Origin of the sequence: Georgenia soli (genome assembly GCF_002563695.1) — a bacterium.
GTDB lineage: Bacteria > Actinomycetota > Actinomycetes > Actinomycetales > Actinomycetaceae > Georgenia > Georgenia soli.
The window spans coordinates 2,574,892-2,597,720 of sequence record NZ_PDJI01000004.1; the positions used below are offsets into that span (position 1 = coordinate 2,574,892).

15 protein-coding genes are annotated in these 22,829 nt (G+C 71.5%); 5 read left to right on the forward strand and 10 right to left on the reverse strand.

All coding sequences use genetic code 11. The features are described 5' to 3' along the window. Positions 1 to 44: 44 nt before the first annotated feature. Together ATJ97_RS12990 and ATJ97_RS12995 are read right to left on the reverse strand one after the other, a co-directional pair. Positions 45 to 368 carry a YciI family protein gene (locus ATJ97_RS12990; RefSeq protein ID WP_098484108.1) on the reverse strand — a complete coding sequence of 108 codons (324 nt, stop codon included), beginning with the start codon at positions 366 to 368 and terminating at the stop codon, positions 45 to 47. A gap of 203 nt (positions 369 to 571) precedes the next feature. Next, the gene (locus ATJ97_RS12995) at positions 572 to 6,031 is read right to left on the reverse strand and encodes a ThuA domain-containing protein (RefSeq protein WP_098484109.1); all 5,460 of its coding nucleotides are present in this window, start codon (positions 6,029 to 6,031) and stop codon (positions 572 to 574) included. Between the two features lie 553 nt (positions 6,032 to 6,584). On the opposite strand from ATJ97_RS12995, the gene dnaK reads away from it, so the two are divergent. The 5 genes from dnaK (at position 6,585) to ATJ97_RS13020 (ending at position 12,447) form a co-directional block, all read left to right on the forward strand. Beyond that, positions 6,585 to 8,462, forward strand: a complete 1,878-nt coding sequence (dnaK, locus tag ATJ97_RS13000; RefSeq protein ID WP_098484110.1) for a molecular chaperone DnaK — start codon at positions 6,585 to 6,587, stop codon at positions 8,460 to 8,462. Continuing rightward, positions 8,459 to 9,124, forward strand: a complete 666-nt coding sequence (gene grpE, locus ATJ97_RS13005; protein WP_098484111.1) for a nucleotide exchange factor GrpE — start codon at positions 8,459 to 8,461, stop codon at positions 9,122 to 9,124. Before dnaK ends, grpE begins: the two co-directional genes overlap by 4 nt. A 73-nt stretch (positions 9,125 to 9,197) precedes the next feature. Beyond that, positions 9,198 to 10,199, forward strand: coding sequence for a DnaJ C-terminal domain-containing protein (locus ATJ97_RS13010; RefSeq protein ID WP_098484112.1), 1,002 nt, complete (start codon positions 9,198 to 9,200; stop codon positions 10,197 to 10,199). 97 nt (positions 10,200 to 10,296) lie between these two features. After that, entirely contained in the window at positions 10,297 to 10,725 is a 429-nt protein-coding gene (locus tag ATJ97_RS13015) for a heat shock protein transcriptional repressor HspR (protein ID WP_098484113.1), read from the forward strand. Between the two features lie 312 nt (positions 10,726 to 11,037). Beyond that, positions 11,038 to 12,447: a hypothetical protein gene (locus ATJ97_RS13020; protein WP_143427022.1), complete on the forward strand. Its 1,410-nt coding sequence runs from the start codon at positions 11,038 to 11,040 to the stop codon at positions 12,445 to 12,447. A 254-nt stretch (positions 12,448 to 12,701) separates the two neighbouring features. Here ATJ97_RS13020 and ATJ97_RS13025 read toward each other — a convergent pair whose 3' ends face one another. The 8 genes from ATJ97_RS13025 to ATJ97_RS13060 form a co-directional block, all read right to left on the reverse strand. Further along, positions 12,702 to 14,621 carry an HNH endonuclease signature motif containing protein gene (locus ATJ97_RS13025; RefSeq protein WP_143427023.1) on the reverse strand — a complete coding sequence of 640 codons (1,920 nt, stop codon included), beginning with the start codon at positions 14,619 to 14,621 and terminating at the stop codon, positions 12,702 to 12,704. A 69-nt stretch (positions 14,622 to 14,690) separates the two neighbouring features. Beyond that, positions 14,691 to 15,194 (reverse strand): HIT family protein, encoded by a 504-nt coding sequence (locus ATJ97_RS13030; RefSeq protein WP_211287358.1) that lies wholly within the window; start codon positions 15,192 to 15,194, stop codon positions 14,691 to 14,693. Positions 15,195 to 15,196: 2 nt separating this feature from the next. Continuing rightward, positions 15,197 to 17,326, reverse strand: coding sequence for a prolyl oligopeptidase family serine peptidase (locus tag ATJ97_RS13035; protein ID WP_098484116.1), 2,130 nt, complete (start codon positions 17,324 to 17,326; stop codon positions 15,197 to 15,199). A 76-nt stretch (positions 17,327 to 17,402) separates the two neighbouring features. Then, on the reverse strand, positions 17,403 to 18,479 hold the full coding sequence (locus tag ATJ97_RS13040; protein ID WP_098484117.1) for an alpha/beta hydrolase: 1,077 nt from the start codon (positions 18,477 to 18,479) through the stop codon (positions 17,403 to 17,405). A gap of 91 nt (positions 18,480 to 18,570) precedes the next feature. Continuing rightward, positions 18,571 to 19,806: an acetyl-CoA C-acetyltransferase gene (locus ATJ97_RS13045; RefSeq protein ID WP_098484118.1), complete on the reverse strand. Its 1,236-nt coding sequence runs from the start codon at positions 19,804 to 19,806 to the stop codon at positions 18,571 to 18,573. Further along, entirely contained in the window at positions 19,803 to 20,465 is a 663-nt protein-coding gene (locus ATJ97_RS13050; RefSeq protein WP_211287232.1) for a CoA transferase subunit B, read from the reverse strand. The genes ATJ97_RS13045 and ATJ97_RS13050 overlap by 4 nt, the downstream gene beginning before the upstream one ends. A gap of 1 nt (position 20,466) precedes the next feature. After that, positions 20,467 to 21,294: a CoA transferase subunit A gene (locus ATJ97_RS13055; protein ID WP_098484119.1), complete on the reverse strand. Its 828-nt coding sequence runs from the start codon at positions 21,292 to 21,294 to the stop codon at positions 20,467 to 20,469. A gap of 46 nt (positions 21,295 to 21,340) precedes the next feature. Beyond that, positions 21,341 to 22,732: a short-chain fatty acid transporter gene (locus ATJ97_RS13060; RefSeq protein WP_425432759.1), complete on the reverse strand. Its 1,392-nt coding sequence runs from the start codon at positions 22,730 to 22,732 to the stop codon at positions 21,341 to 21,343. Positions 22,733 to 22,829: the final 97 nt, after the last annotated feature.

Here is a 22,829-nt window from a genome sequence, read left to right on the forward strand (position 1 = left end):
AAATATCTAGACCCTGTGTCTGGACCCGGGAAACCGGCGCCCGGTCAGAGGAACGGCCGGACCTCGATCTTCCGGTTGCAGGCCTTCGACCCCTCGGTGGCGAGCCGGACCGCGACGTCGTGGTCCTCGGCCTCGATGATCCAGAACCCGGCAAGGTGCTCCTTCGACTCCAGGAACGGTCCGTCGGTGACCAGGGCCTTGTCGCCGCGGTTGTCGACGACGGTGGCCGAGCCAGGCGCTCCGAGACCGCCGGCGAAGACCCAGCGACCCTCCTGCTGGAGCCGGAGGTTGAACGCGTCGATGGCGGCCATCTCCTCCGGCGTGGCCAGGCCGGCCGAGTCGTGGATGACGGAGAACAGGAACTGCATGTCGGATCATCTCCTGCGGTCGGGGGCCGCCGCGGTCGGCGGCCTCTCACCCCTGCTACGAACGACCCGGCCCGGGACAGACACCAGCCATGTGACTCGACACCGGCCAGGGGCCCGTGACGAGCCGGGACACGGGTCCGGCCGGGGCGGTCGCTCGCCCCGGCCGGAACCGTCATCACGACGGCCTCACGGGCCGTCGTCGGTCACCCGTCGACGTGGTGACGCAGCTGCTCGATCAGGTCGACGACCTCCTTCCGGACGTCGGCGTTCGAGATCTTCTCGGCTGCGCTCCTGGCGCGGTCGAGGCTGGCGCCGGCCTGTGCCTTCTGCCCGCGCTCGAGGAACCGCTCGACCGAGTTCAGGTGGTTGCCGACCTGCTGCTCGACCGACCGCGGGACGTCCGGGCCCGCGAGGGGGGCCGTGAGGGCGTCACGGACCTCCGCGACGGTCGCCCCCGCGACGGTGACGGTCACCGTGGTGGACGCGGCGTTGCCGGCCTTGTCCGTCGCCGTGGCGACGACCTCGTGCTCACCGGCGCCCAGGGCGATGGTGGCCGGGTTGTCGACCTCCTCGCCGTCCACCGTGAGCGTGAGGGCGGCGACGCCGGAGCCTGCGTCATCCGCCGTGGCGGAGACCTCGAGCTCGCGGGCGTCGGACCACGCCAGGGTGTCGCCGTCGGCGAGGCCGTCGACGGACACCTCCGGTCCGGTCGCGTCCAGGGCGACCTTGACGGTCACCGGCTCAGAGACGTTGCCGGCCTCGTCCGTGGCCCGGAAGGTGACCTCGTGCGAGCCGTCCTCGGCGATGGTGACCGCCTCGGTGTAGGTGGCCCACTCGCCGTCACCGATCCGGTACTCGACCGTCACCGGCCCCTCCGAGTCGTCCGTCGCCGACGCGGTGACCGTGACGGGGGAGGTGTACCACCCGTTGTCACCGTTCGGCTCCGCCGGGTCGGTCGTCACCGTGACCTCGGGCGCGGTCACGTCCACCGCGTCGTCGAGCACCCGGAAGTGCTCGAACGTCGCCGTGGCGATCTGCGTGGCCTCCGCCCCGAGGGCGAAGAGTCCCACCCGGCCGGCGTCGGCGACGCCCGCGTTGCTGAGCGACTCGAACGCCGTCCAGGTCTCGCCGTCGGCGGAGTAGGAACCGGTGAAGGTGTCACCCGACTTCTGCAGCCGCAGGTGCCAGACCCCGCTGTCCAGGTTGCCCTGGGACGGCTGCGGGTTCTGGACCACGCCACCGATCTCGCTGCGGAGCTCGAGCCCGCGCGTCACCGCGCTGCCCGGGGTGTTGGTCGTGAGCACGTCGAGCTTGACGTAGTTGTCGTCGTCCGCGTACGCGATCAGTCCGGCCTGCTGGTAGCGCCGGTCGAAGGAGGTTGCGTCGACGACCGTCTCCACGGTCCAGTCCCCCGCGAGGTCCTGGAGCACGAAGTTCTTCGGCGTGCCGTTGTCCCCGCCGTAGATGTCACCGGGTGTGGTGTCCAGCTCGAGCGCGCCGCCGGCCACCCGCAGGTGCATCGGGTCGTGCCGCACGACGTCCCACCGGCACCCGTCGAGGGCCGAGCCCTCGAACTCGTCGTCCGGCTCGACGGCCCCGGCCGTGTCGTCGGGCGTGATCGCGAAGTAGTCGAACGCCGCGTCCACGGGCTGCTGCGGACGTCCCGACCCCTGGAGGGAGATCAGGCCGATCTTCGGGTCCTCGATCCCGGCGAGCGACTTCGTCTCCGGCATCTCCGAGAAGGATGCGCCGTCGGCGCTGTAGGAGGCCGTGAGGTTCTCCCCGTCGCTGGTGAACCGCACCCAGACGGTGCTCGGGTAGTCGGCCCCGAGGTTGGCGGTGTTGCTGGCGCCGACCTCGTTCGGGGTCCCGTTCTCCTCGCGGATGAACTGGAAGATCCGGGCGGCCGGGTTCGGGCCCGAGGTGCTACGGCCCTGGATGACCATCTTCGCGTAGTTGTCGTCGTCGCCGTAGATCACGAGGCCGGCCTGCTGGTAGGCCTCGCTCCCCGGCAGGGTCACCTTCGCCGTCGCGGTGAACGGCCCCTCCGGCAGGTCCTGCAGGACGATGTTCGGAGTCGCCGTGTTGTTCGTCCCGTAGATGTCCGTGGAGGACGTCGGGAGGACGAGGTGGCCGTCCTCGAGCCGGAGGTCCTGGTTCTCCCGGAGCACGGTGGTCCACCGGTCCCGGTCGAGCTGGTCACCGGTGAAGTCGTCCGAGCGTCCGGCGAGGCACACCAGGGCGGGCGCGCTGACGCGGATCTCGGTCGTCCGGGTGGCGGTGGCACCCCGGGCGTCGGTGACGGTGACGCGGGCGGTGTAGGTGCCCGCGCGGGTGTAGGTGTGCGACGCCGCGGCGGTGTCCTCCGTGGCCCCGTCGCCGAAGTCCCACTCGTAGGTGAGGGGGGTGTCGCCGTCGGGGTCGTCGGCGTCGACCGAGAAGTCGACCACGAGCGGGGCGGTGCCGGACGTCCTGCTCACGACGAGCTCCGCCGTCGGGCTCGCGTTGTCCGTGACGCCCTGGCCCTCGAACTCGACCCAGTTGACGTTGTACTGGCCGGAGGTCGCGACGAAGAAGATCTCCGTCGTCTCGGTCGTCACGTCGTCGGGCAGCTCGAGGGTGTGGTCGGCCCACGTCTGCCAGCCGCCGGCCGGGATCGTGATGGTCCCGATCGAGGGCCCGTCGGGGGCGCCCGTGCGGACGTCCATGACGCCGCCCGGCTGGGAGGCGCCGCGGACGCGGAGCGAGTCGATGCCGCTGAGGTTCACCGGCTCGAAGGAGAACCAGTCGCCGGGCTCGATGTAGCCGATGTTCTTCCCGCCGCCGGTGTCGCTGGTGTCCTCGGTCTGGACGCCCGGGTCGCCGGTGCTGGTCGAGCCGGCGAGCCGGCCGGTGGAGCTGAAGAACTCCGCCTCCTTCTTCTTGGGCTGCAGGATGATGACCTCCTGCGTCGTGAGCGGGGAGACGCCCTCGGCCCCGCGGTCGGTGTACGTGACCGTGATGACGCCGAAGATGTTGGCACCGAGGTGCCCCCTGTCACCCTCGATCGGGATCGCGCCCGAGCACCCGCGGTACTGGTCGTACGGGTGGGCGTGCTCGTCGTGGCCCAGGGCCGGCTGGACGATGACGTCCTCGCAGTCGATCTCGCCGTCCTCGGGATCCGTGACGGTCACCGAGTACCGCACGACGTCGCCGAAGGAGAAGAAGCCCCCGTTCGGCGGCGCGTCCACGGTGATCGTGGGGGCGGTGTTGCCCGCCGTGATGGCGCGCGTGGCGGAGCTGGTCTGGCCGTCCGCGTCCGTCACCGTCAGCGTGGCCGTGTAGTCGCCGGCCTCCGTGTAGGTGTGGGAGGGCGCCGGGTCGGTCGAGGTGGCACCGTCACCGAAGTCCCACGCCACCGTGATCTCGCTGCCGTCCGGGTCTCGGCTGCCCGCAGAGTCGAACTGCACGGTCAGCGGGACCGGCCCGGACGTCACGTCGGCGCTCATCCGCGCGATCGGCGCCCGGCTTCCCGAGACGTAGTCGATCCGGTAGATGCCGGAGTCGGCGTTGTTGCCACCGAACCCCGAGCCCCACTCGATGATGTGCAGCGCGCCGTCGTGGCCCCACTCGAGGGCGTGCGGCCGCTTGAAGGACATCCCCTCGAGGATCCTGTTGACGTCCACGACGTCGGCAGAGTCGTCACCGAGCTGGAAGGAGAACAGCTTGTTCGTGTTCCACTCGGCGAACATCGCCTTGCCGTCCCAGTAGGCCGGCCACTTGTTCTCCGACGCGAGCGACTCGTCGTAGACGTAGACGCCGCCGGCCATCGGCGCTCCGCCGTTCCCGATCTCGGGGGCGTTGCTGAGGGCTCCGTTGTTCTGGTACCAGATCGTCGCCGGGATCGCGGGCGGGAGCTTGGTCAGGCCCGTGTTGTTGGGCGAGTCGTTCGTGGGCCCGTTCGCGCAGTCGAAGGCCGCGCCGGACTGCGACGTCGCGAAGTTGTAGTCGATGTAGGGCGTGTTCGGCCCCACGCAGTACGGCCACCCGTAGTTGCCCGCCTCGGTCAGCGCGTTCCACTCGACCGTGGCCGCAGGGCCGCGGTTCGGGTTCGCCGAGCCGGCGTCGGGGCCGTAGTCGGCAACCAGGAGGGTGTCGGTCCGTGGGTCGATGCCGATCTTGAACGGGTTGCGGAAGCCCATGGCGAAGATCTCGGGAAGAGTCCGGTCCGTGCCGGGCTCGAAGAGGTTGCCGTCCGGGATCGTGTAGCTGCCGTCGGCCTCGGGGTGGATCCGCAGCACCTTGCCCGAGAGGCTGTTGGTGTTGCCGGAGGTGCGCTGCGCGTCCCAGGCGGAGCGCCCGTCCCGCTCGTCGATCGGCGTGTACCCGTCCGAGGCGAAGGGGTTCGTGTTGTCCCCGGTGGCGATGTACAGGTTGCCGTCGCCGTCGAACTGCAGGGCACCGCCCGCGTGGCAGCACTCCTCCCGCTGGACCGGCACCTCGAGGAGCACCTTCTCGCTGTCCATGTCGATGGTGTCGCCGACGACGGTGAACCTCGAGACGTAGTCGGTCGCCGAGCCGTTCGGCGAGTAGTAGAGGTAGAGCCAGCCGTTCTCCTCGAAGGCCGGGTCGAGCTCGATCCCCACGAGGCCGAACTCCTGGACCGTGGTCACGTCCACCGTGCCCGCGGTCACGGTGCCGCCGCCCGGCCGGATGATCTGCACCCGTCCGTCACGCTCCACGTAGAACGTGCGGCCGTCGGGGGCCGTGGCGAGGTCCATCGGGTTCTGGGTGTTGTCGTCGAGCGTGACCTTCTCGAAGCTCTCGGTCTGGCTCGCGGCGCAGTCTGCGTCGACCACGCCGGCGGCCGTCTGCAGGCCGCCGAGGAGGTGCTCGAGGAACGCGGGCTCCGCGAACGACTCGGAGGTGTGGCCGCCACCGGTGTACCAGGCGCGGCCGCCGTCGAACTCCTGGCACCAGGCGATGGGGTGGTCCTCACCCATCGCGTGGCTGCCCGGGTCGTAGGACTCCTCGTCGAGGGAGGCCAGCACGTGCACGTCGCCGCGCGGGTTGTCCCGGAACGAGTACCACTCGTCGTACCGGTCCCACCGCGCCTCGAGGTGCGCGGTGGACGGGTGGGCCGGGTCCTCCACCACGACCGTCGCGTCCTGGTTCTGGGGGTGGCCGGAGAAGTACGCGCCCACGAGGTCGCCGTACCACTCCCAGCCGTACTCGGTGTCGCTCGCGGCGTGGATGCCCGCGTAGCCGCCGCCGTTCTGGATGTACTGCTCGAACGCGGCCTGCTGATCGGCGTTGAGGACGTCGCCCGTGGTGGACAGCCAGACGACGACGTCGAAGTCCTGCAGGTTCTCCGTCGTGAAGGACGTGGGGTCCTCGGTGTGCTCCACCGAGAACCCGTGCTCGTCGCCGAGCTGGCGGATCGCCTCGACACCGTCCTCGATCGACGAGTGCCGGAATCCTGCGGTCGCGCTGAAGACCAGGGCCGAGAACGGCTCGGTCTCGCTCGCCGCCGCCGGCACGGCAGTCCTCACCTCGTTCGGTGGCGGGGCGGTCGACGTGTCCGCCCAGGCGCCGGTGCTCAGCGGCAGCACCAACGCACCAGCGAGGGACGCCGTCGCCCCTCGCGCGAGCAGCCGCGTGGCTGCTCTCTGATCTCGAACCATGGTTCCCCCTTGGTCGGCCGGCGATCTGCCTTGATCGCCGAGAGTGGGGCGCACATGTCGTCATCGGCGGCTACGTCGTCGTCGACCAGTGGTGCGCCACGTGGGCGCCGTGGCGCGGACCTGCACGGGGATGGCCGTGCGCGCTCCGAGCCGGTGGTCCGGGGTCGGACCAGTGCGACGCCTGCGCCGAACCCTAGGGAAACTTCTGTTTTCGGTCAAGCATAAGTTGTATGCAGGAATGCAAACTATTGGGTTTCAGCGCGCGCCGCCTCGATGCCCCCTCGGGCTGGAGCACCGGAGCCCGCCGCCGCCTGGTGTGCGGTCGCGGGACGTGCGGACGCATGGCTGCGGGAACTGGTCGCGGAGCCCGGGGGCCGGTACCGAGAGTTCTTCGTCGCGGGAATGAACTCGACCGACTCCGGGTTGAGCCAGTCAGACTCAAGTTTGAGCCAGCCCGTTTGACGCGGTTTTCTTCGAGGTCCAGACTTGAGTGCATACGACTCAACACAGTGCCGGCGGCAAGCGCCGGTGCCGAGACGAAGGAGCAACGCACATGGCACGAGCTGTCGGGATCGACCTGGGGACGACCAACTCGGTGGTCTCCGTCCTCGAGGGTGGTGAGCCCACCGTCATCGCCAACGCGGAGGGGTCCCGCACCACCCCGTCCGTGGTGGCGTTCAGCAAGTCCGGCGAGGTCCTGGTCGGCGAGGTCGCCAAGCGTCAGGCCGTCACGAACGTGGACCGCACCATCACCTCCGTCAAGCGCCACATGGGCACCGACTGGAAGGTGGACATCGACGACAAGTCCTACACCGCGCAGGAGATCTCCGCACGCGTGCTCGGCAAGCTGAAGAAGGACGCCGAGGCGTACCTCGGGGAGCCCGTCACCGACGCGGTCATCACCGTGCCGGCGTACTTCAACGACGCCGAGCGCCAGGCCACCAAGGACGCCGGTCAGATCGCCGGCCTGAACGTCCTGCGCATCATCAACGAGCCGACCGCCGCGGCCCTCGCCTACGGCCTGGAGAAGGGCAAGGAGGACGAGCTCATCCTGGTCTTCGACCTCGGTGGCGGCACCTTCGACGTCTCCCTGCTCGAGGTGGGCAAGGACGAGGACGACTTCTCCACGATCCAGGTCCGCGCGACCAACGGTGACAACCGCCTCGGTGGCGACGACTGGGACCAGCGGGTCGTCGACTGGCTGGTCAAGCAGGTCAAGAACAAGACCGGCGTCGACCTGTCCAAGGACAAGATCGCCCTTCAGCGTCTGCGTGAGGCCGCCGAGCAGGCGAAGAAGGAGCTCTCCTCCACGACGAGCACGAACATCTCCCTGCAGTACCTCTCGATGAGCGAGTCCGGCCCGATCCACCTGGACGAGAAGCTGACCCGGGCCGCCTTCGAGGAGATGACGCGCGACCTGCTCGAGCGCACCAAGACGCCGTTCCACAACGTCATCAAGGACGCGGGCATCCAGCTCTCCGACATCGACCACGTGGTCCTCGTCGGTGGTTCGACCCGTATGCCGGCCGTGACCGAGGTCGTCAAGGAGCTGACCGGCGGCAAGGAGCCCAACAAGGGCGTGAACCCGGACGAGGTCGTCGCCGTCGGCGCCGCCCTGCAGGCCGGTGTCATCAAGGGCGACCGCAAGGACGTCCTGCTGATCGACGTCACCCCGCTCTCCCTCGGCATCGAGACCAAGGGCGGCGTGATGACCAAGCTGATCGAGCGCAACACGGCCATCCCGACCAAGCGGTCGGAGGTGTTCTCCACGGCTGAGGACAACCAGCCGAGCGTGCTGATCCAGGTCTTCCAGGGAGAGCGTGAGTTCGCCCGGGACAACAAGCCGCTGGGCACGTTCGAGCTCACCGGCATCGCCCCGGCCCCCCGTGGCATGCCGCAGATCGAGGTCACCTTCGACATCGACGCCAACGGCATCGTGCACGTCTCCGCCAAGGACCGCGGCACGGGCAAGGAGCAGTCGATGACGATCACCGGCGGCTCGGCGCTGCCGAAGGACGAGATCGACCGCATGATCAAGGAGGCCGAGGCCCACGCCGCCGAGGACGCCAAGCGTCGCGAGGAGGCGGAGACCCGCAACACCGCCGAGCAGCTGGTCTACTCCACGGAGAAGCTGCTGACGGACAACGCCGAGAAGCTGCCGGAGGACGTCACGTCCGAGGTGCGCGGCGCCGTCGACAGCCTCAAGAAGGCCCTGGAGGGCGAGGACCTCGAGGCGATCAAGTCCGCCCAGTCCGAGCTGACCACCAAGAGCCAGAAGATCGGCGAGGCCCTCTACGCCCAGCAGCAGGCCGGCGGCGCCAACCCCGGCCCGCAGGGCGCCCCGGGCTTCGAGGGCGACGGTCAGAGCAGCTCCACCTCTGACGACGACGTCGTCGACGCCGAGATCGTGGACGACGAGGAGGCCAAGTGACGGCCGAGAACGACCGTCCCGAGGAGGGTTACGAGAAGCCCGTGGTGCACGACCGACGGCGGATCGACCCGGAGACCGGGAAGGTTCGCGAGCCCGTCGCGGGGGAGGCGCCGTCGTCCGACGGCGCCCCCGCCGGGGCGGCCCAGGCCGCCACCGGTTCCGGCGGCGAGGCGGCGACGGCGGAGGCTCCGGCGTCGTCCGAGGGCGACGAGGCGGCCCGGGCGAAGGCTGAGGCGCTCGACCTGGCCGACCAGCTCGCCCGCCGCAACGCGGACTTCTACAACCTCCAGCAGGAGTACAACAACTACGTGCGCCGCGCGAAGGCCGACGCCGCAGCCCAGCGGCAGGCCGGTGCGCAGGACGTTGCGGAGGCGCTCCTGGGCGTGCTCGACGAGATCGAGCTCGCCCGCCAGCACGGCGACCTCACGGGTCCGCTCGGGGCGATCGCCGAGAAGGTGGAGACCACGCTGGCGCAGCGCTTCGAGGTGGTGCGCTACGGCGCGGTCGGGGAGGAGTTCGACCCCGAGATCCACGAGGCGCTCATGCACAGCACCGACCCCGACGCCACGGCGACGACGGTCACGCAGGTGCTGCAGCCCGGCTACCGTGCCGGGGAGCGGGTGCTGCGTGCCGCCCGGGTGGCGGTCAGCAGCCCCGAATGAGCGTGCAGAGCATGACCTGGTGCCGCGGCGGACTCTCCGCCGCGGCACCTCATGATCGAGGAGGTGAGGCGCGATGACCGGACAGGACTGGCTCGAGAAGGACTTCTACGCCACCCTCGGGGTCGCGAAGGACGCCGACGCCGACGCGATCAAGAAGGCCTACCGCAAGCTCGCCCGGCAGTACCACCCGGACCAGAACCCCGGTGACGCGGCCTCGGAGGAGAAGTTCAAGTCGGTGGGCGAGGCCTACGCGGTGCTCTCCGACCCCGAGCAGCGCAAGCAGTATGACGCCCTGCGGGCCATGGCAGGCGGCGGCGCGCGGTTCTCCGCCGGCCGCGGCGGTCCCGGGGGTGCGGGCTTCGAGGACCTTTTCGGTGACATGTTCGGCGGAAGTGCCGGCGCCGGAGGCCCGCGGGTGCGCTACACGACGCAGGGCCAGGGCCAGGGCCAGGGCGCGCCGGGCTTCGAGGACATCCTCTCCGGCATGTTCGGCGGTGGGGGCTTCGGTTCCCGACGGCGGCCGCAGCGCGGCGCGGACGTGACCACCACCGCCTCGCTCCCGTTCCGCAGCGCCGTGGAGGGCTCGACCGTCCAGCTCACCGTGGACGGGCGGACCATGACCACGCGCATCCCGCCCGGGGTGCACGACGGTCAGAAGATCCGTCTGCGGGGCAAGGGCAGGCCGGGGCAGAACGGCGGCGAGCCGGGTGACCTCATCGTCACCGTGCAGGTCGAGCCGCACCCGCTGTTCTCCCTCGACGGGAAGAACGTGCGGATCACCGTGCCGGTCACGTTCGACGAGGCGGCGCTGGGCGCCACCATCGAGGTGCCCACCCTCGACGGCAGGACGGTGAAGGTGAAGGTGCCGGCGGGTACGCCGTCGGGCCGGACCCTCAGGGTGCGGCGCAAGGGCCTCAACGTGAAGAACGGTCCCGACGGCGACCTCCTGGTCACCGTCAACGTGGTGGTCCCGAGCCGGCTCTCGAGCGCCGCGAAGGACGCCGTCAAGGCGTTCGCGGCGGCGAACGAGGGCGTGAACCCCCGGCAGGGGCTGATGGAGCAGGCTGCACGCTGACTTCTCCGCCGGGTGGGTGAACCACCCGGCGGTGTCGGCCCGGCGGAGACGGTGCCGGCCCGGACGAAGAAGTTGTGGCGGACGAAGGGAGGGACGGATGGCGACGACCGAGAGGCGCGAGGACGCGCCGCTGCTCCCGATCTCGGTGGCGGCGGAGCTCGCCGGCATGCACCCGCAGACCCTGCGGCAGTACGACCGGCTCGGCCTCGTCCAGCCGCGCCGCACCCGAGGGCGGGGACGCCGGTACTCGATGCGTGACGTGGTCAGGCTCCGCGAGGTTCAGCGCCTGAGCCAGGAGGAGGGCGTCAACCTCGCCGGCATCAAGCGGATCCTGGAGCTCGAGGACGAGCTGGTCCAGGTTCGCTCGGAGAACGACCGGCTCCGGCTTCTGGCGGACCCGGGGCAGCGGATCTTTGCGGCCGGGCCGTCCGGCGACGTGGTGGCGGTGCCGCGCGGAACCCGCGTGCGGCGCGTGTCCACGACCAGCGGCGGGGCCCTCGTGCTCTGGCGGCCGCAGGGGCGCTGACGCCCGCCGCCTCACCCTCTGGGCCCTTCTCGTCTCACCCTCGCTCACCCCGGATCACCCTTCCGGGTCACCCGCACGATCAGGTGGTCATCAGCCGTCCGTATCCTCGATCCGCAGCGACCGACGCGGTGTGCTTTCACCAGGGATCCGGACGGTGCCGTTGGCACCAGCTCGGGTCCCGCGGAAGCCCGCCGGGCTCTCCGCCGAGCGTGACCCGCCGGACGGCGGAGGCGCGGCCGCGACGACGTGGCCCCCCGCAGCCCCCACCGTTCGACGGCGAGCGCGACAGGGGTCGGGCACGAGGAGCGGGCCGTGGTTCTTCTGAAGGCGTCAGGTGCGTTGGGAGTCGTCGCGCTCAGCGCGGGCATGCTGGTTGCGGCGCCGGCGGCAGCCGGCACGGGTGCCGGGGCGGCGTTCGGGCTGAGCTCGTCGGTCGGCGTCGCGGCGATGGCGGCGCAGAAGTGCGTCGGTGCTGCTCCGACGTACGCGGACGTGATGGTCCGCCCGGCCTGGACGGAGCGGATCGAGCACGAGGCCACCTGGGTGACGCAGGCGCTCTACACCCGTTGGGTGGTCGACCAGGAGTACCGCCCTGCCGTCCCGGAGGTCGCGCACGACGAGTTCGAGTGGTCGGCGGAGCCGCTCGCCGGATGGACCGCCACCGGTGAGTCGCGGCGGGTCCTGGTCCGCCCGGGCGCGCCCGCCGTTCCGGAGGTCCCGGCGGTCACCGAGGAACGCCTCGTCCATCCGGGACAGCCGTACGTGCCGCCGACGGTCGAGCTGATTCGCCACGATGCCCAGTGGACGACCGTGCATCACGAGGCCGTGTACGAGACCGTCCACCACCCGGCGGTGTACGAGACCATCCACCACGACGCGGTGATCCAGTACGAGTTCCGGCAGAAGAACGGGAACATCACGCGTTGGGAGACAGACCCCGACTGGAACGCCCAGGGCAACCCGAACAGCATCGGCTGGGAGGCCACCGGTGTCAGCGAGGTGGTGAAGGAGGCGTGGGACGAGGAGAAGCTCGTCACCGCAGCCTGGGACGAGGAGGTCCTCGTCAGCCCGGCACGGGACGAGCAGGTACTCGTCAAGGACGCGTGGGTCGAGGAGGTCGTGATCGACCCGGGGCAGGAAGAGATCCCGCCCACCTACGAGACGGTCGTCGTCACCCCGTACCAGCCGGCCGTGCCCGAGGTGCCGGAGGAGTGGGGCGTCGAGCTCGAGTACACCCGGCGGGTCATCACCCAGGAGGCGCTCCCCGAGGTGCCGGAGGCCGGGCACGCCGAGGAAGTGTGGTCCGCCGAGTCGCCGGGTGAAGGCTGGGAGGCGACCGGAGAGACACGTCAGGTCGAGGACCGGCCGGCGTGGACCGACGAGATCGCGCAGCCTGCCGTCTTCGAGAACCAGATGGTCCACCCCGGCGTGGTGTGCCCCGCTGTGGCCGTCAGCAGCACAGCGGCTGCTGCGGCGACCCCCGCAAAGGCCGCGACGGCGAGCCTGCCGAGCACTGGTGTCGGTGAGGGGCTCCTCCCGGTGGCCGGCCTCGCCGTCGCCGCAGGGACCGCGCTCCTCGCCTTCCGGGCCTGGGTGGCGCGCATCGCAGACGGACGAGGCCGTCACCGTGGCGGCGTGTCACGGGGCGCCCTTGCGTCGACCACCGGCGAGCTGACTCGCTGGCGCCCGTTCCGCCGTCGCGCGCACCGGCGCACGGCCTGAGACCCGGGCGCGCCCGACGTTATCCCCCGACGTCGGGCGCGCCCGTTCCATGTGGTGACGCCCCGGCATGGACAGCATGCGCGGGGCGAACCTTCTTGTGACGACGACGGGCTCCCGGACCGACTGGTCCGGGAGCCCCTCGTTGCTGCAGGGCCACGCCCGTCGATCACGAGCAGGCTCACTGCGCTGCCTCGAGTCCGAGGCCCAGCCAGTACGACCGGCAGAACAAGGCGAACGTTCCACTGCCGAGGTTTCTAGAACGGTGGGTCGGTGTTGGCGAAGAGGTCGGCCCAGCGGTTGACGGCGGCCGGTGCGCCGGCTGGCGGGTCGGGGGTGTGCCGGTACCGGTGCCCGGTCCGGGCGGGGATCCACAGCAGGGTCCCGTCCTTCTCCCGGACCACGTCCCAGTGCTTCGACGTCTTGAGGTTGTGATGCCGCCGGCACAGCGGGTGCAGGTTGCACACGCTGGTCTGCGCCACGAGGTGCGCGATGGAGGGGTCGTAGGCGATGCGGTGGTCCAGGTCGCACACCACCGACGGCCGGGTGCAGCCGGGGAAGGTGCAGGTGACGTCGCGGGCGCGGACGGTGCGGGTCAGGTCCGCCCCGGGCCGGTAGGCCTTGGTGGAGAGGTCCTTGAAGTGGCCGTGCTCGTCGGTCAGCAGCGCCCGCCACGTCGCGTCCTGCGCGAGCTCGCGGGCGAGCTCGGCCGGGATCGGCCCGTACCCCGCCAGGTATCCCGCCTGGTGGTCCAGGCCGAGCAGGGTGCCGGCGCCGACGGTGATCTGCGCCCCGGCCCGCGCAACCCGCCCCGACGGCAACGGGTGCCCGGCCAGGTCCACGCCGCGGTCCAGGACCGAGGCGAACAGGTCGACGAACGCGTCCGCCTCCACCTGCTCCCGGGACCGCTCATCCGACTGGTCGCCGTCCACGGCGGCATCGGCCAGCGCGCGCAGGGCGGTCTTGATCGTGTGGGCGTGGTCCGCGCGCACGTAGGCGGTGATCCAGGCCATCGCGTCCGGGGCGGGGGTGATGGTGACCTTGCGGGCGGCGTGCTCGCGCCGGCGCCGCTCCACCCCCGCCTCCGGGTTCACGCTCAGCGCGGCGGCGCGGAGCCGGTTGCGCAGCTTCGGCCCCGAGAGCCGGTCCGCGTCCTTGAGCAGCCCGGTCACGACCCGGCGCTGCTGACCCGTGGTCAGGCCCGGCTCCCTCGTGGTCAGCACGGTCGCCTTGCGGGAATCGATCCGCCCGGTGCTCAGCGCGTCGGCGACCTCGGGGAAGGAGTCCAGCGCCGCGGCCAGGCTCACCTTCGCCGCCCCGACCGCGTTCGTCGACCCCAGCCGGGCCGCGACCTCCGCCGCCGTCCGGTCCGCCGCCCGCGACGTCATCCCCTGCCGATCCGTCAGCTCCCGCACATGCACCGCCTGCATCGCCGTCGCCCAGGACGCCACCCGCTCGAACGCCGCGATCGTCTCCACCAACGTCGCCGCCCCGACCTCCCCGGGCACCAACGAACCCAGCAGCCCGGCCAGGACCGGCCCCCCGGGCAGGGCCTCCAGGGCCGAGGCCCCGGCCGCGTCCGCCTCCCCGTCCACCAGCCCCCGCCCCAACGCCTCCACCAGCGCCGCATCCCCCGGCACGGGCACCCGCCCGCTGCTCGGGACCGGCGCCGCCCCCGTGGGCACCACCGCCCACCACGGCAACGAGGAGACCGCACCATCATCAGCGGCGCCCTCCCCGGACGAGCCACCGCCGGAAGGAGAGAGCAAGGAGCCGGAAGAGAGAGGGACGTCGGAAGAGGGAGGGAAGCCGGGCGAGGGAGCGAAGTCGGAAGAGGGAGCGAAGTCGGGAGAGGGAACGACGTCGGCAGTGGGGTCCTCATCGACGGCCGAGGCGCCGCCATCGGTCGCCGTGGCCGAACCGCCGCCATCCGGTGCCGTGGCCGAGATGGCGCCCGCCGAGACGTCGTCGCCCGAGGTCACGGGCGCGCCCTCCGCCGGGTCGGCCGGCGCCCCGACCTCCCACACCAGCTCCGACGAGGGCGGGTACAGCGCGACACCTGCCTCCGCCCAGCCGCTCACGACCTCGGCGAACGCACGCTCCAGGTCCGACACCAAGGCACCCGAGGCCCCGGCGGCACCCTGACCGCCGAACCCGCTCACCCCGTCCCTGACCATGCATCGAACACTAGTACGACCCACCGACATCCGCTCAGGCTGCCGGAGATCTGTGGACAGGCCGGCGTCTCAGCTGCCTGAGAGGCCGAGCGCGCGCGCCAGCCGCGCCGCCACGGCGTCGAGCTCGTCCCTCGAAGGACGGGCGGGGACGTTGTCCTCCACGATCCGCAGCCCGTCGTCGGTCCTCCGGGGAATGACGTGCAGGTGGACGTGACCGACGCTCTGCCCGGCCGCCTCACCGTCGGACAGGTGGAGGTTGACGCCCTCGGACCACTCCGGACCGGCGCGCATGACGGCGGCGATGCGGTGCGCTGCGCGCCACACGGCCTCACCGAGGGGGACTGGCAGGTCGACGAGCCCGTCCGCATGCCGGCGCGGCACCACGAGCACATGCCCCGTGTTGACAGGAACGGTGTCGAGGAAGGCGACGACGTCGTCGTCCGCGTGGACGACGCTCGACGGAGCGTCACCGGCGACGATCGCGCAGAACAGGCAGCCGGCGTCTCGCTGGCCCGACGTCGCTCCGCCCGCTGACGCCGCTCCGTCTCCCGGTTCAGTTCCGCCGTCGGTCATGCTCACCCGATGCGCTGCCACAGGAACTCGAAGGCGAGCGCCTGCATGAACGCGGCCTGGGCGTTCGTCGCCGCACCGCCATGACCGCCCTCGATGTTCTCGAAGTAGCTGACGTCCTTGCCGGCGTCGATCATCTGCGCCGCCATCTTCCGCGCATGCCCCGGGTGGACGCGGTCGTCACGCGTGGACGTCGTGAACAGCACCGGCGGGTAGTCGCGGTCCGGCTCGAAGAGGTGGTACGCCGAGAACTCCTTGATGAACTCCCACTGCTCCGGGTCGTCGGGGTCGCCGTACTCGGCCATCCACGAGGCCCCGGCCAGCAGGTGCGAGTAGCGCTTCATGTCCAGCAGCGGCACCTGGCAGACGATGGCGCCGAACAGCTCCGGGTACTGCGTGAGCATGTTGCCCATCAGCAGCCCGCCGTTCGAGCCGCCCTGCGCCCCGAGGTGGGCCCGGTCGGTCACGCCGCGCGCCACGAGGTCGCGGGCGACGGCGGCGAAGTCCTCGTACGCCTTGTGCCGGTTCTGCTTGAGCGCGGCCTGGTGCCAGCGCGGCCCGTACTCCCCGCCGCCGCGGATGTTGGCGACGACGTACACCCCGCCGCGCTCGAGCCACGCCCGGCCGATCCCGCCCGAGTACGCCGGGACGCGGGAGATCTCGAAGCCGCCGTACCCGTAGAGCAGGGTCGGGGCGGGCTCGACCTCGCCGTCGTGCGCCACCGGCTCGCGGGAGACCTGGAAGTACGGCACCCGCGTGCCGTCCGCCGACGCGACGAAGTGCTGCTCCACGTGCAGCCCGGTGGTGTCGAAGTACGCCGGCAGCGACTTGAGCCGCTCGATCGACGTCGTCGCCCCGTCCTCGTCCAGGTCCAGCCGCGCGAGCGTCGTCGGGGTGAGAAAGCCGGTGGTCGTCAGCCACAGCGCGTCCTCCTCGTCTGCGTCCACGGCGCCGACGGCGATCGTCGCCAGCTCGGGCACCTCGCCTGCCGCGGTGCCGCCCGCCGTCAGGTCGAGGGGACGACGGCGCCACGGCCCGCGCGACGCGGGGGCCGGGGGAGTGAGGACCTCCAGCCGGTTCGAGACGTCGTCGAGGATGTTCAGGACGAGATGGTGCCGGGTCCACGTCGCCCCGGCGAGCGACGTCGTCGGGGTGGGCGCGTAGAGCACCTCGAAACGGCGGTCGCCCGCCAGGAAGTGCTCGACCGGGATGCCGAGGAGGGCGCCACCGGGGTAGGTGCGGCCGTCGACGGCCCAGTCCTCGCGCAGCTCGACCGTGAGCCAGTCGCGGCACAGGTCCGGCTCGGCGGAGCGGGGGACCTCGATGAGTGTGAGCTCGTCGTCCGGCCCGAGGAGGTAGAGCTCGGAGTCGTAGAAGGCCAGGTGGCGGAACACGAAGTCGCGCTCGTAGCCGGGCGTGGAGTCGTGCCCGGCGCCGATGAGCATGTCGGTGGGCTCGCCGGCGTAGATCTCCTTGGCCTCGGAGAGCGGGGTGCCCCGGTGCCACCGGCGCACCGTGCGCGGGTAGCCGGAGGTGGTCATCGACCCCTCGCCGAAGTCGGAGTAGACGAACACGGAGTCGCCGGAGGCGTCCGCCCAGCCGATGCCGCCCTTCGACTCCTCGCGGGTGAAGCCGTCCTCGACCCACGTCTTCGTGGTCAGGTCGAACTCGCGGGTGATGTCGGCGTCCGACCCGCCCCGCGAGAGCTGGACGAGCGCGCGCGTGTACGACGGACGCAGCACCCGCGCCCCGTGCCACACCCAGTTGGCGCCCTCGGCCTCGTTGAGGGCGTCGACGTCGATGAGCACCTCCCACTCGGGGTCGTCGGTGCGGTAGGAGTCCCACGTGGTGCGACGCCACAGGCCCCGCTCGTGCTCGGCGTCGGTCCAGAAGTTGTAGAGGTGCTCGCCGCGCTGGACCACGCCCGGGATCTTCTCGGTGGAGTCCAGCACCTCGAGGATCCCGCGACGCATGGCGTCGAAGCGTTCCCCGGCGGCCAGCACCGACTCCGCGTGCGCGTTGCGCTCGCGCACCCAGGCCAGCTGCTTCTCGCCCTCGACGTCCTCCAGCCAGGCGTACCGGTCAGGGGTGTCGACCGTGCTCGCCGGACCTGTCACTGCCTCGGTCCTCGTCATCCGTCTATCTCACCATGTGCCAGGGACGTCCGTCCCCGAGAACGGGAAGGCTTCCGTCCGTAGTTGCCCGCGCCTGTCACGACGCCGTCCGCACTCCCTCGACGTCCCGGCTCAGCAGCTCGGCGAGCAGCGCCGTGAAACGCTGCGGGTCCTCCAGGTGCGGGCTGTGCCCGATGCCCTCCAGCACGACCTCCTCGTAGTGGCCGCCGGCCTCGGCGAACCGGTCGAGGACCGTGCGCATCTGGCTCACCATCGGCTGGGCGGGGTAGACGTCGGCGCCCGGCCACCCGGGGATCGCCCCGACGGAGCCGAGGTGCCCCAGGTCCAGCAGCGAGGTGTCCGAGACGATCGCGTCGGCGTCGCCGCGTACCCACAGCACCGGCCCCACCTCGGGCACGTCCGCGAAGTCGCTCATGTCGTAGTACCGCGGCGAGAGCGCGTTGTTGATCCCGGTGGTGCCGGGGCCGGCCCCGGGCCAGTTCTCGCTCGGCTCCGTCCCGCCCGGGTAGTGGTCATCACCGATGCGCGTGGACAGCACCGAGTCCAGCAGCAGCTCCTCGTCCTCCAGCTGCGTCCCCGGCGCGACGTAGAGCGAGCGGAACACGTTGAGCGGGGAGTGCGGCGCGTCCGTCGACCGGTCACCGGCGGCGATCGCCGCGGCGAAGTCCGGGTTCGCGGTCCCGCCGCCCGAGCCGGCGTGGTCGGGCCACACCGGCGTGCCCTCGGCGTCCGCCGTCCCGCCGAAGCCGAAGGGCGACGCCGGAGCCTCCAGCAGCACCGCGCCCACCTTCTCCGGGTGGTCGATCGCGAGCTGCATGACGGCGCCGGCACCGGCGGAGTGCGCGACGAACGCAGCCCGCTCGAGGCCGAGGGTGTCCATGAGCGCGGCGAGGTCGTCGGCGAAGTCGCGCATGCCCCGGGTGGCGTCGATCGGCAACGGCTCCGTGTCGCCGTACCCGCGCAGGTCCGGCGCGATGCCGCGCCACCCCTCCGGCAACGCGCCGAGCAGGCGGTGGAAGAACGCCGATGAGGAGCAGTTCCCGTGCACGAGGATCACGGTGCCCGACGGCGACGCCGCGCCGCCCGGGTCCGTGTCCCGCACGTGCACGCGGATCCGCGGCGTCTGGACGTCGTGCTCGATGACCTCACCCATGGAAAACCCCTTCGTCTCCCCGACGGCGGACCGCCCGCCGTGCGCCATCCTGCCCCGACGGCGGCACGGGGGTGCCGCCGTCGGGGATCGTTCAGCCCTCGAGCAGCAGGGCCTCGCCCTGGCCGCCGCCGCCGCACAGGCCGACGGCGGCCCGGCCGCCGCCGTTCTTCGCGAGCTGGTGGGCGGCGTGGACCACGAGCCGGGCGCCGGAGGCGCCGATGGGGTGGCCGACGGCGATGCCGCCGCCGTGGGGATTGACCTTCTCCGGGTCGGCGCCGAGCTCGGCGGCGGAGTGGGCCACGACGGCGCCGAAGGCCTCGTTGATCTCGATGAGGTCGAGGTCGGCCACGTCCCAGCCCTGCCGGGCCAGGGCCTTCTCGATCGCGCGGGCGGGCTGGGCGTGCAGGGAGGCGTCCGGGCCGGCCACCTGCCCCGGGGCGCGCAGGGCCGCGAGGACGGTCCAGCCCTGCTCCTCGGCGCGGGCGCGGGTGGTCAGGACCACGGCGGCCGCGCCGTCGGAGATCTGGGAGGCGTTCCCGGCGGTGATGGAGCCCTCCGGGGTGAACGCCGGGCGCAGCTTGGCGAGGGACTCCACGGTGGTCTCGGGCCGGATGCCCTCGTCGGTGGTGACCTCCACCTCGCCCTTGCGGGTCCTCACGGTGACGGGGACGACCTCGCCCTCGAACACCCCGCCCCGCCAGGCCTGCGCGGCGCGCTGGTGGGAGCGGGCGGCGACCTCGTCCTGCTGCTCGCGGGTGAGGGGGTAGGTGGACGTGGTCTTCTTGTCGGTGGCCAGGCCCATGGCCTCGCGGTCGTAGGCGTCGGTCAGCCCGTCGTAGGCCATGTGGTCCACGGCCTCGACGTTGCCGTAGGACCAGCCCGCGCGGGAGCCCATGAGCAGATGCGGGGCGTTGGTCATGGACTCCATGCCGCCGGCGACGACGACGCCTGCCTCACCGGAGCGGATGAGCCGGGCGGCGTCGATGATCGCGGTCAGCCCGGACAGGCAGACCTTGTTCACGGTGGTGGCGTGGGCGGACCAGGGGATCCCGGCGCCGACGGCGGCCTGCCGGGCGGGCGCCTGCCCGGCACCGGCCTGGAGGACCTGGCCCATGTAGACGGCCTCGACCGCGTCGGCGGGGACGCCGGCCTGGTCCAGGGCCCCCTTGATCGCGACGGTGCCGAGCTGGACCCCGGTCAGCGGGGCGAGCTGGCCCTTGAGCCTGCCCTGCGGGGTGCGGGCGGCGCCGACGACGACGACGTCGTCCGGCCGCGGCCCGGCCTGGCCGGCGCCCGGAGTGGCGGGGGTGGTGGGTGTGGTGCTCATGCGTCGACCTCCACGGCGTGGATGTGCTCGGACACTCTCAGCTCGGGCTCGGTGCGCTCCCGGACCTCCTCGACGGAGACCCCGGGGGCGAGCTCGGTCAGCACGAGGCCGTCCGGGGTGACGTCGATGACGGCGAGGTCGGTGATGATGCGGTCGACCACGCCGCGCCCGGTCAGCGGCAGCGAGCACTCGCCCACGATCTTGGCGGAGCCGTCGCGGGCGTTGTGCTCCATGAGGATGATGACCTTCCCGGCACCGTGGACGAGGTCCATCGCCCCGCCCGGGCCCTTGACCATCTTGCCCGGGATCATCCAGTTGGCCAGGTCACCGGCGGCGGAGACCTGCATGCCGCCCAGGATCGCGACGTCGATCTTCCCGCCGCGGATCATCCCGAAGGACAGGGCCGAGTCGAAGAACGCCGCCCCGGGCAGCGTGGTCACGGTCTCCTTCCCCGCGTTGATCAGGTCCGGGTCGACCGCGTCCTCGTACGGGTACGGGCCCACGCCCAGGATGCCGTTCTCCGACTGCAGCACCACCTGCCGGCCCTCGGGCACGTAGTTCGGCACCATCGTCGGCAGCCCGATGCCGAGGTTGACGTAGGAGCCGTCGGCCAGCTCCAGGGCCGCGCGGGCGGCCATCTCCTGCCGGGTCAGTGCCATCTCAGGCCTCCTCGCCACGAGCGCGCACGGTGCGCTTCTCGATCCGCTTCTCGATGTCGCCGCCCACGTGGACGACGCGGTGGACGTAGATCCCCGGCAGGTGCACCTGGTCGGGGTCGATCTCGCCGGGCTCGACGAGCTCCTCGACCTGGGCGATGCAGACCCGCCCGGCCATCGCGGCCAGCGGGGAGAAGTTCCGCGCCGCCTTGTTGAACACCAGGTTCCCGTGCCGGTCACCCTTGAGGGCGTGCACCAGGGCGAAGTCGGTCGCGATCGCCTCCTCCAGGACGAACTCGCGCTCCTGCCCGCGCACCGCGAAGGAACGCACCTCCTTCTTCGGGGAGGCTTTCGCCACCCCGCCGGAGCCGTCGTACCGGCGCGGCAGACCGCCCTCGGCCACCTGGGTGCCCACCCCGGTGGTGGTGAAGAACGCCGCGATCCCGGACCCGCCGGCGCGCAGCTTTTCCGCCAGCGTGCCCTGAGGGGTCAGCTCCACCTCCAGCTCGCCGGAGAGGAACTGGCGCTCGAACTCCTTGTTCTCCCCCACGTAGGACGCGGTCATCTTCGACAGGCGCCCGGCGTTCAGCAGCAGCCCGAGACCCCAGTCGTCCACCCCGCAGTTGTTCGAGACCACCGACAGGTCCTTCGCCCCCTGGGCCAGCAGCGCCTCGATCAGCGCCATTGGGTTCCCGGACAGGCCGAACCCGCCCACCGCGAGGGACGCGCCGTCGGGGATGTCCGCCACCGCCTCCGCCGCCGAGGCCACCACCTTGTCCAGGCCGCGGGAGGTCCCCGGCCGGATCGTGGCGCTCGCTGTTCCGCTGGTCATCGTGGTCTCCTTCTTCTCATTCTCTTCGGGTGGGGTGCGGGGTGGCTCAGCCGGCGCCGACGATCAGCAGGACGGCGGAGAAGACGACGCCGGAGGCGACGAGCGTCACGGTGGTGTAGCCCAGGATGTCCCTCATCTTCAGGCCGGCGATGGCCAGGAGCGGCAGGGCCCAGAAGGGCTGGATCATGTTCGTCCACTGGTCACCGTAGGAGACCGCCATGATCGGCACCGCCGGATCGACGCCGAGGCGTGCCGCGGCGTCCAGGAGGATCGGCGCCTGGACGGCGAACTGCCCGCCGCCCGAGGGGACGAAGAAGTTCACCAGGCCGGCGGAGAGCAGCGCGAGGAACCCGAAGGTCTGCGGCGTCGAGATGCTCACGAACCAGTCGGACAGCACCGCGATGAGGCCGGTGGCGGTCATCATGCCGAGGATGCCCGCGTAGAGCGGGAACTGCAGGAGGATGTCGCCCACGTTGGACGCGGCGTCCTTCACCAGGGCGGTCAGCTCGAACGGGCTGCGCACGAGCAGCAGGATCAGCGCCAGGAAGGACCAGTTGACGAAGTCGAGGGTGGGCGTGCCACCGCGGGCGACATAGACGACGAGGTAGGCCGCGAGAGCGAGCCCGATCAGCGTGGTGAGGAAGCGGCTGGCGTCCAGCCGGTCGGCAGGGGTCACCACGTCCTCCTCGACCTCGACGCCCTGGTCGCGGATGTCGACCTCGAGCTCGACGATCCGGTCGCCCCGGCGCGGCGCGACGAGGGCCAGCGCGACGGCGACGACGACGACGGTCGTGACGGCGGCGACGATGTTCCACGCCGCGAAGGTGGTCTCGCTGACCGGGACCGTGGTCCCCAGCTGCTCGGCGATGAACGAGCCCCCGGTGGCCGCGGTCAGCGGGCCGGAGCCGGAGTAGCCCATGTGCCAGACGACGAAGCCCGAGAACCCGGCGGCCACGAGCATCGGGAAGTGCAGTCGTACGCCCTTCTCGCGCAGCTGCGCGGCGACCTCCTTGGCGAGCAGGGCGCCCACCACGAGCCCGAGGCCCCACTGCAGCAGCGAGGCGACGGCGGCCACCAGGAAGACGAACACGTAGGCCTGCACCGGCGTGCGGGGCAACCCGCCGAGCCGGGCGAGCAGGCGCCGCATCGGGCGGGTGTTGGCGAGCATGTGCCCGAGCAGCAGGATGAGCGCCATCTGCGTCATGAACGCGAGGAGGCCGGCGAGGCCGTCGCCCCAGCCGACCAGGACGTCGACGGGGCCGGCGTCGGTGAGGAGCAGCGCCATGACGGCCACGATGACCGTCAGGACGATGGCGAACACCAGCGCGCTGGGGATGAACCGCTCGACCAGGGTGTTGACCGGCCGCATGAGACGGGTGAACGGGTTGGGCGCGCCGGCGGCCTGCGGTTCGCGCGACTTCTGGCTGGTGGTAGACATGCTGAGAACTTCCCCCTGCTACATCGTTGTCGGTGGGGTGCCGGACAGGCACGGGCCCACGTGGCCGGACCCGTTGATACCAGACCCGGACGAACCG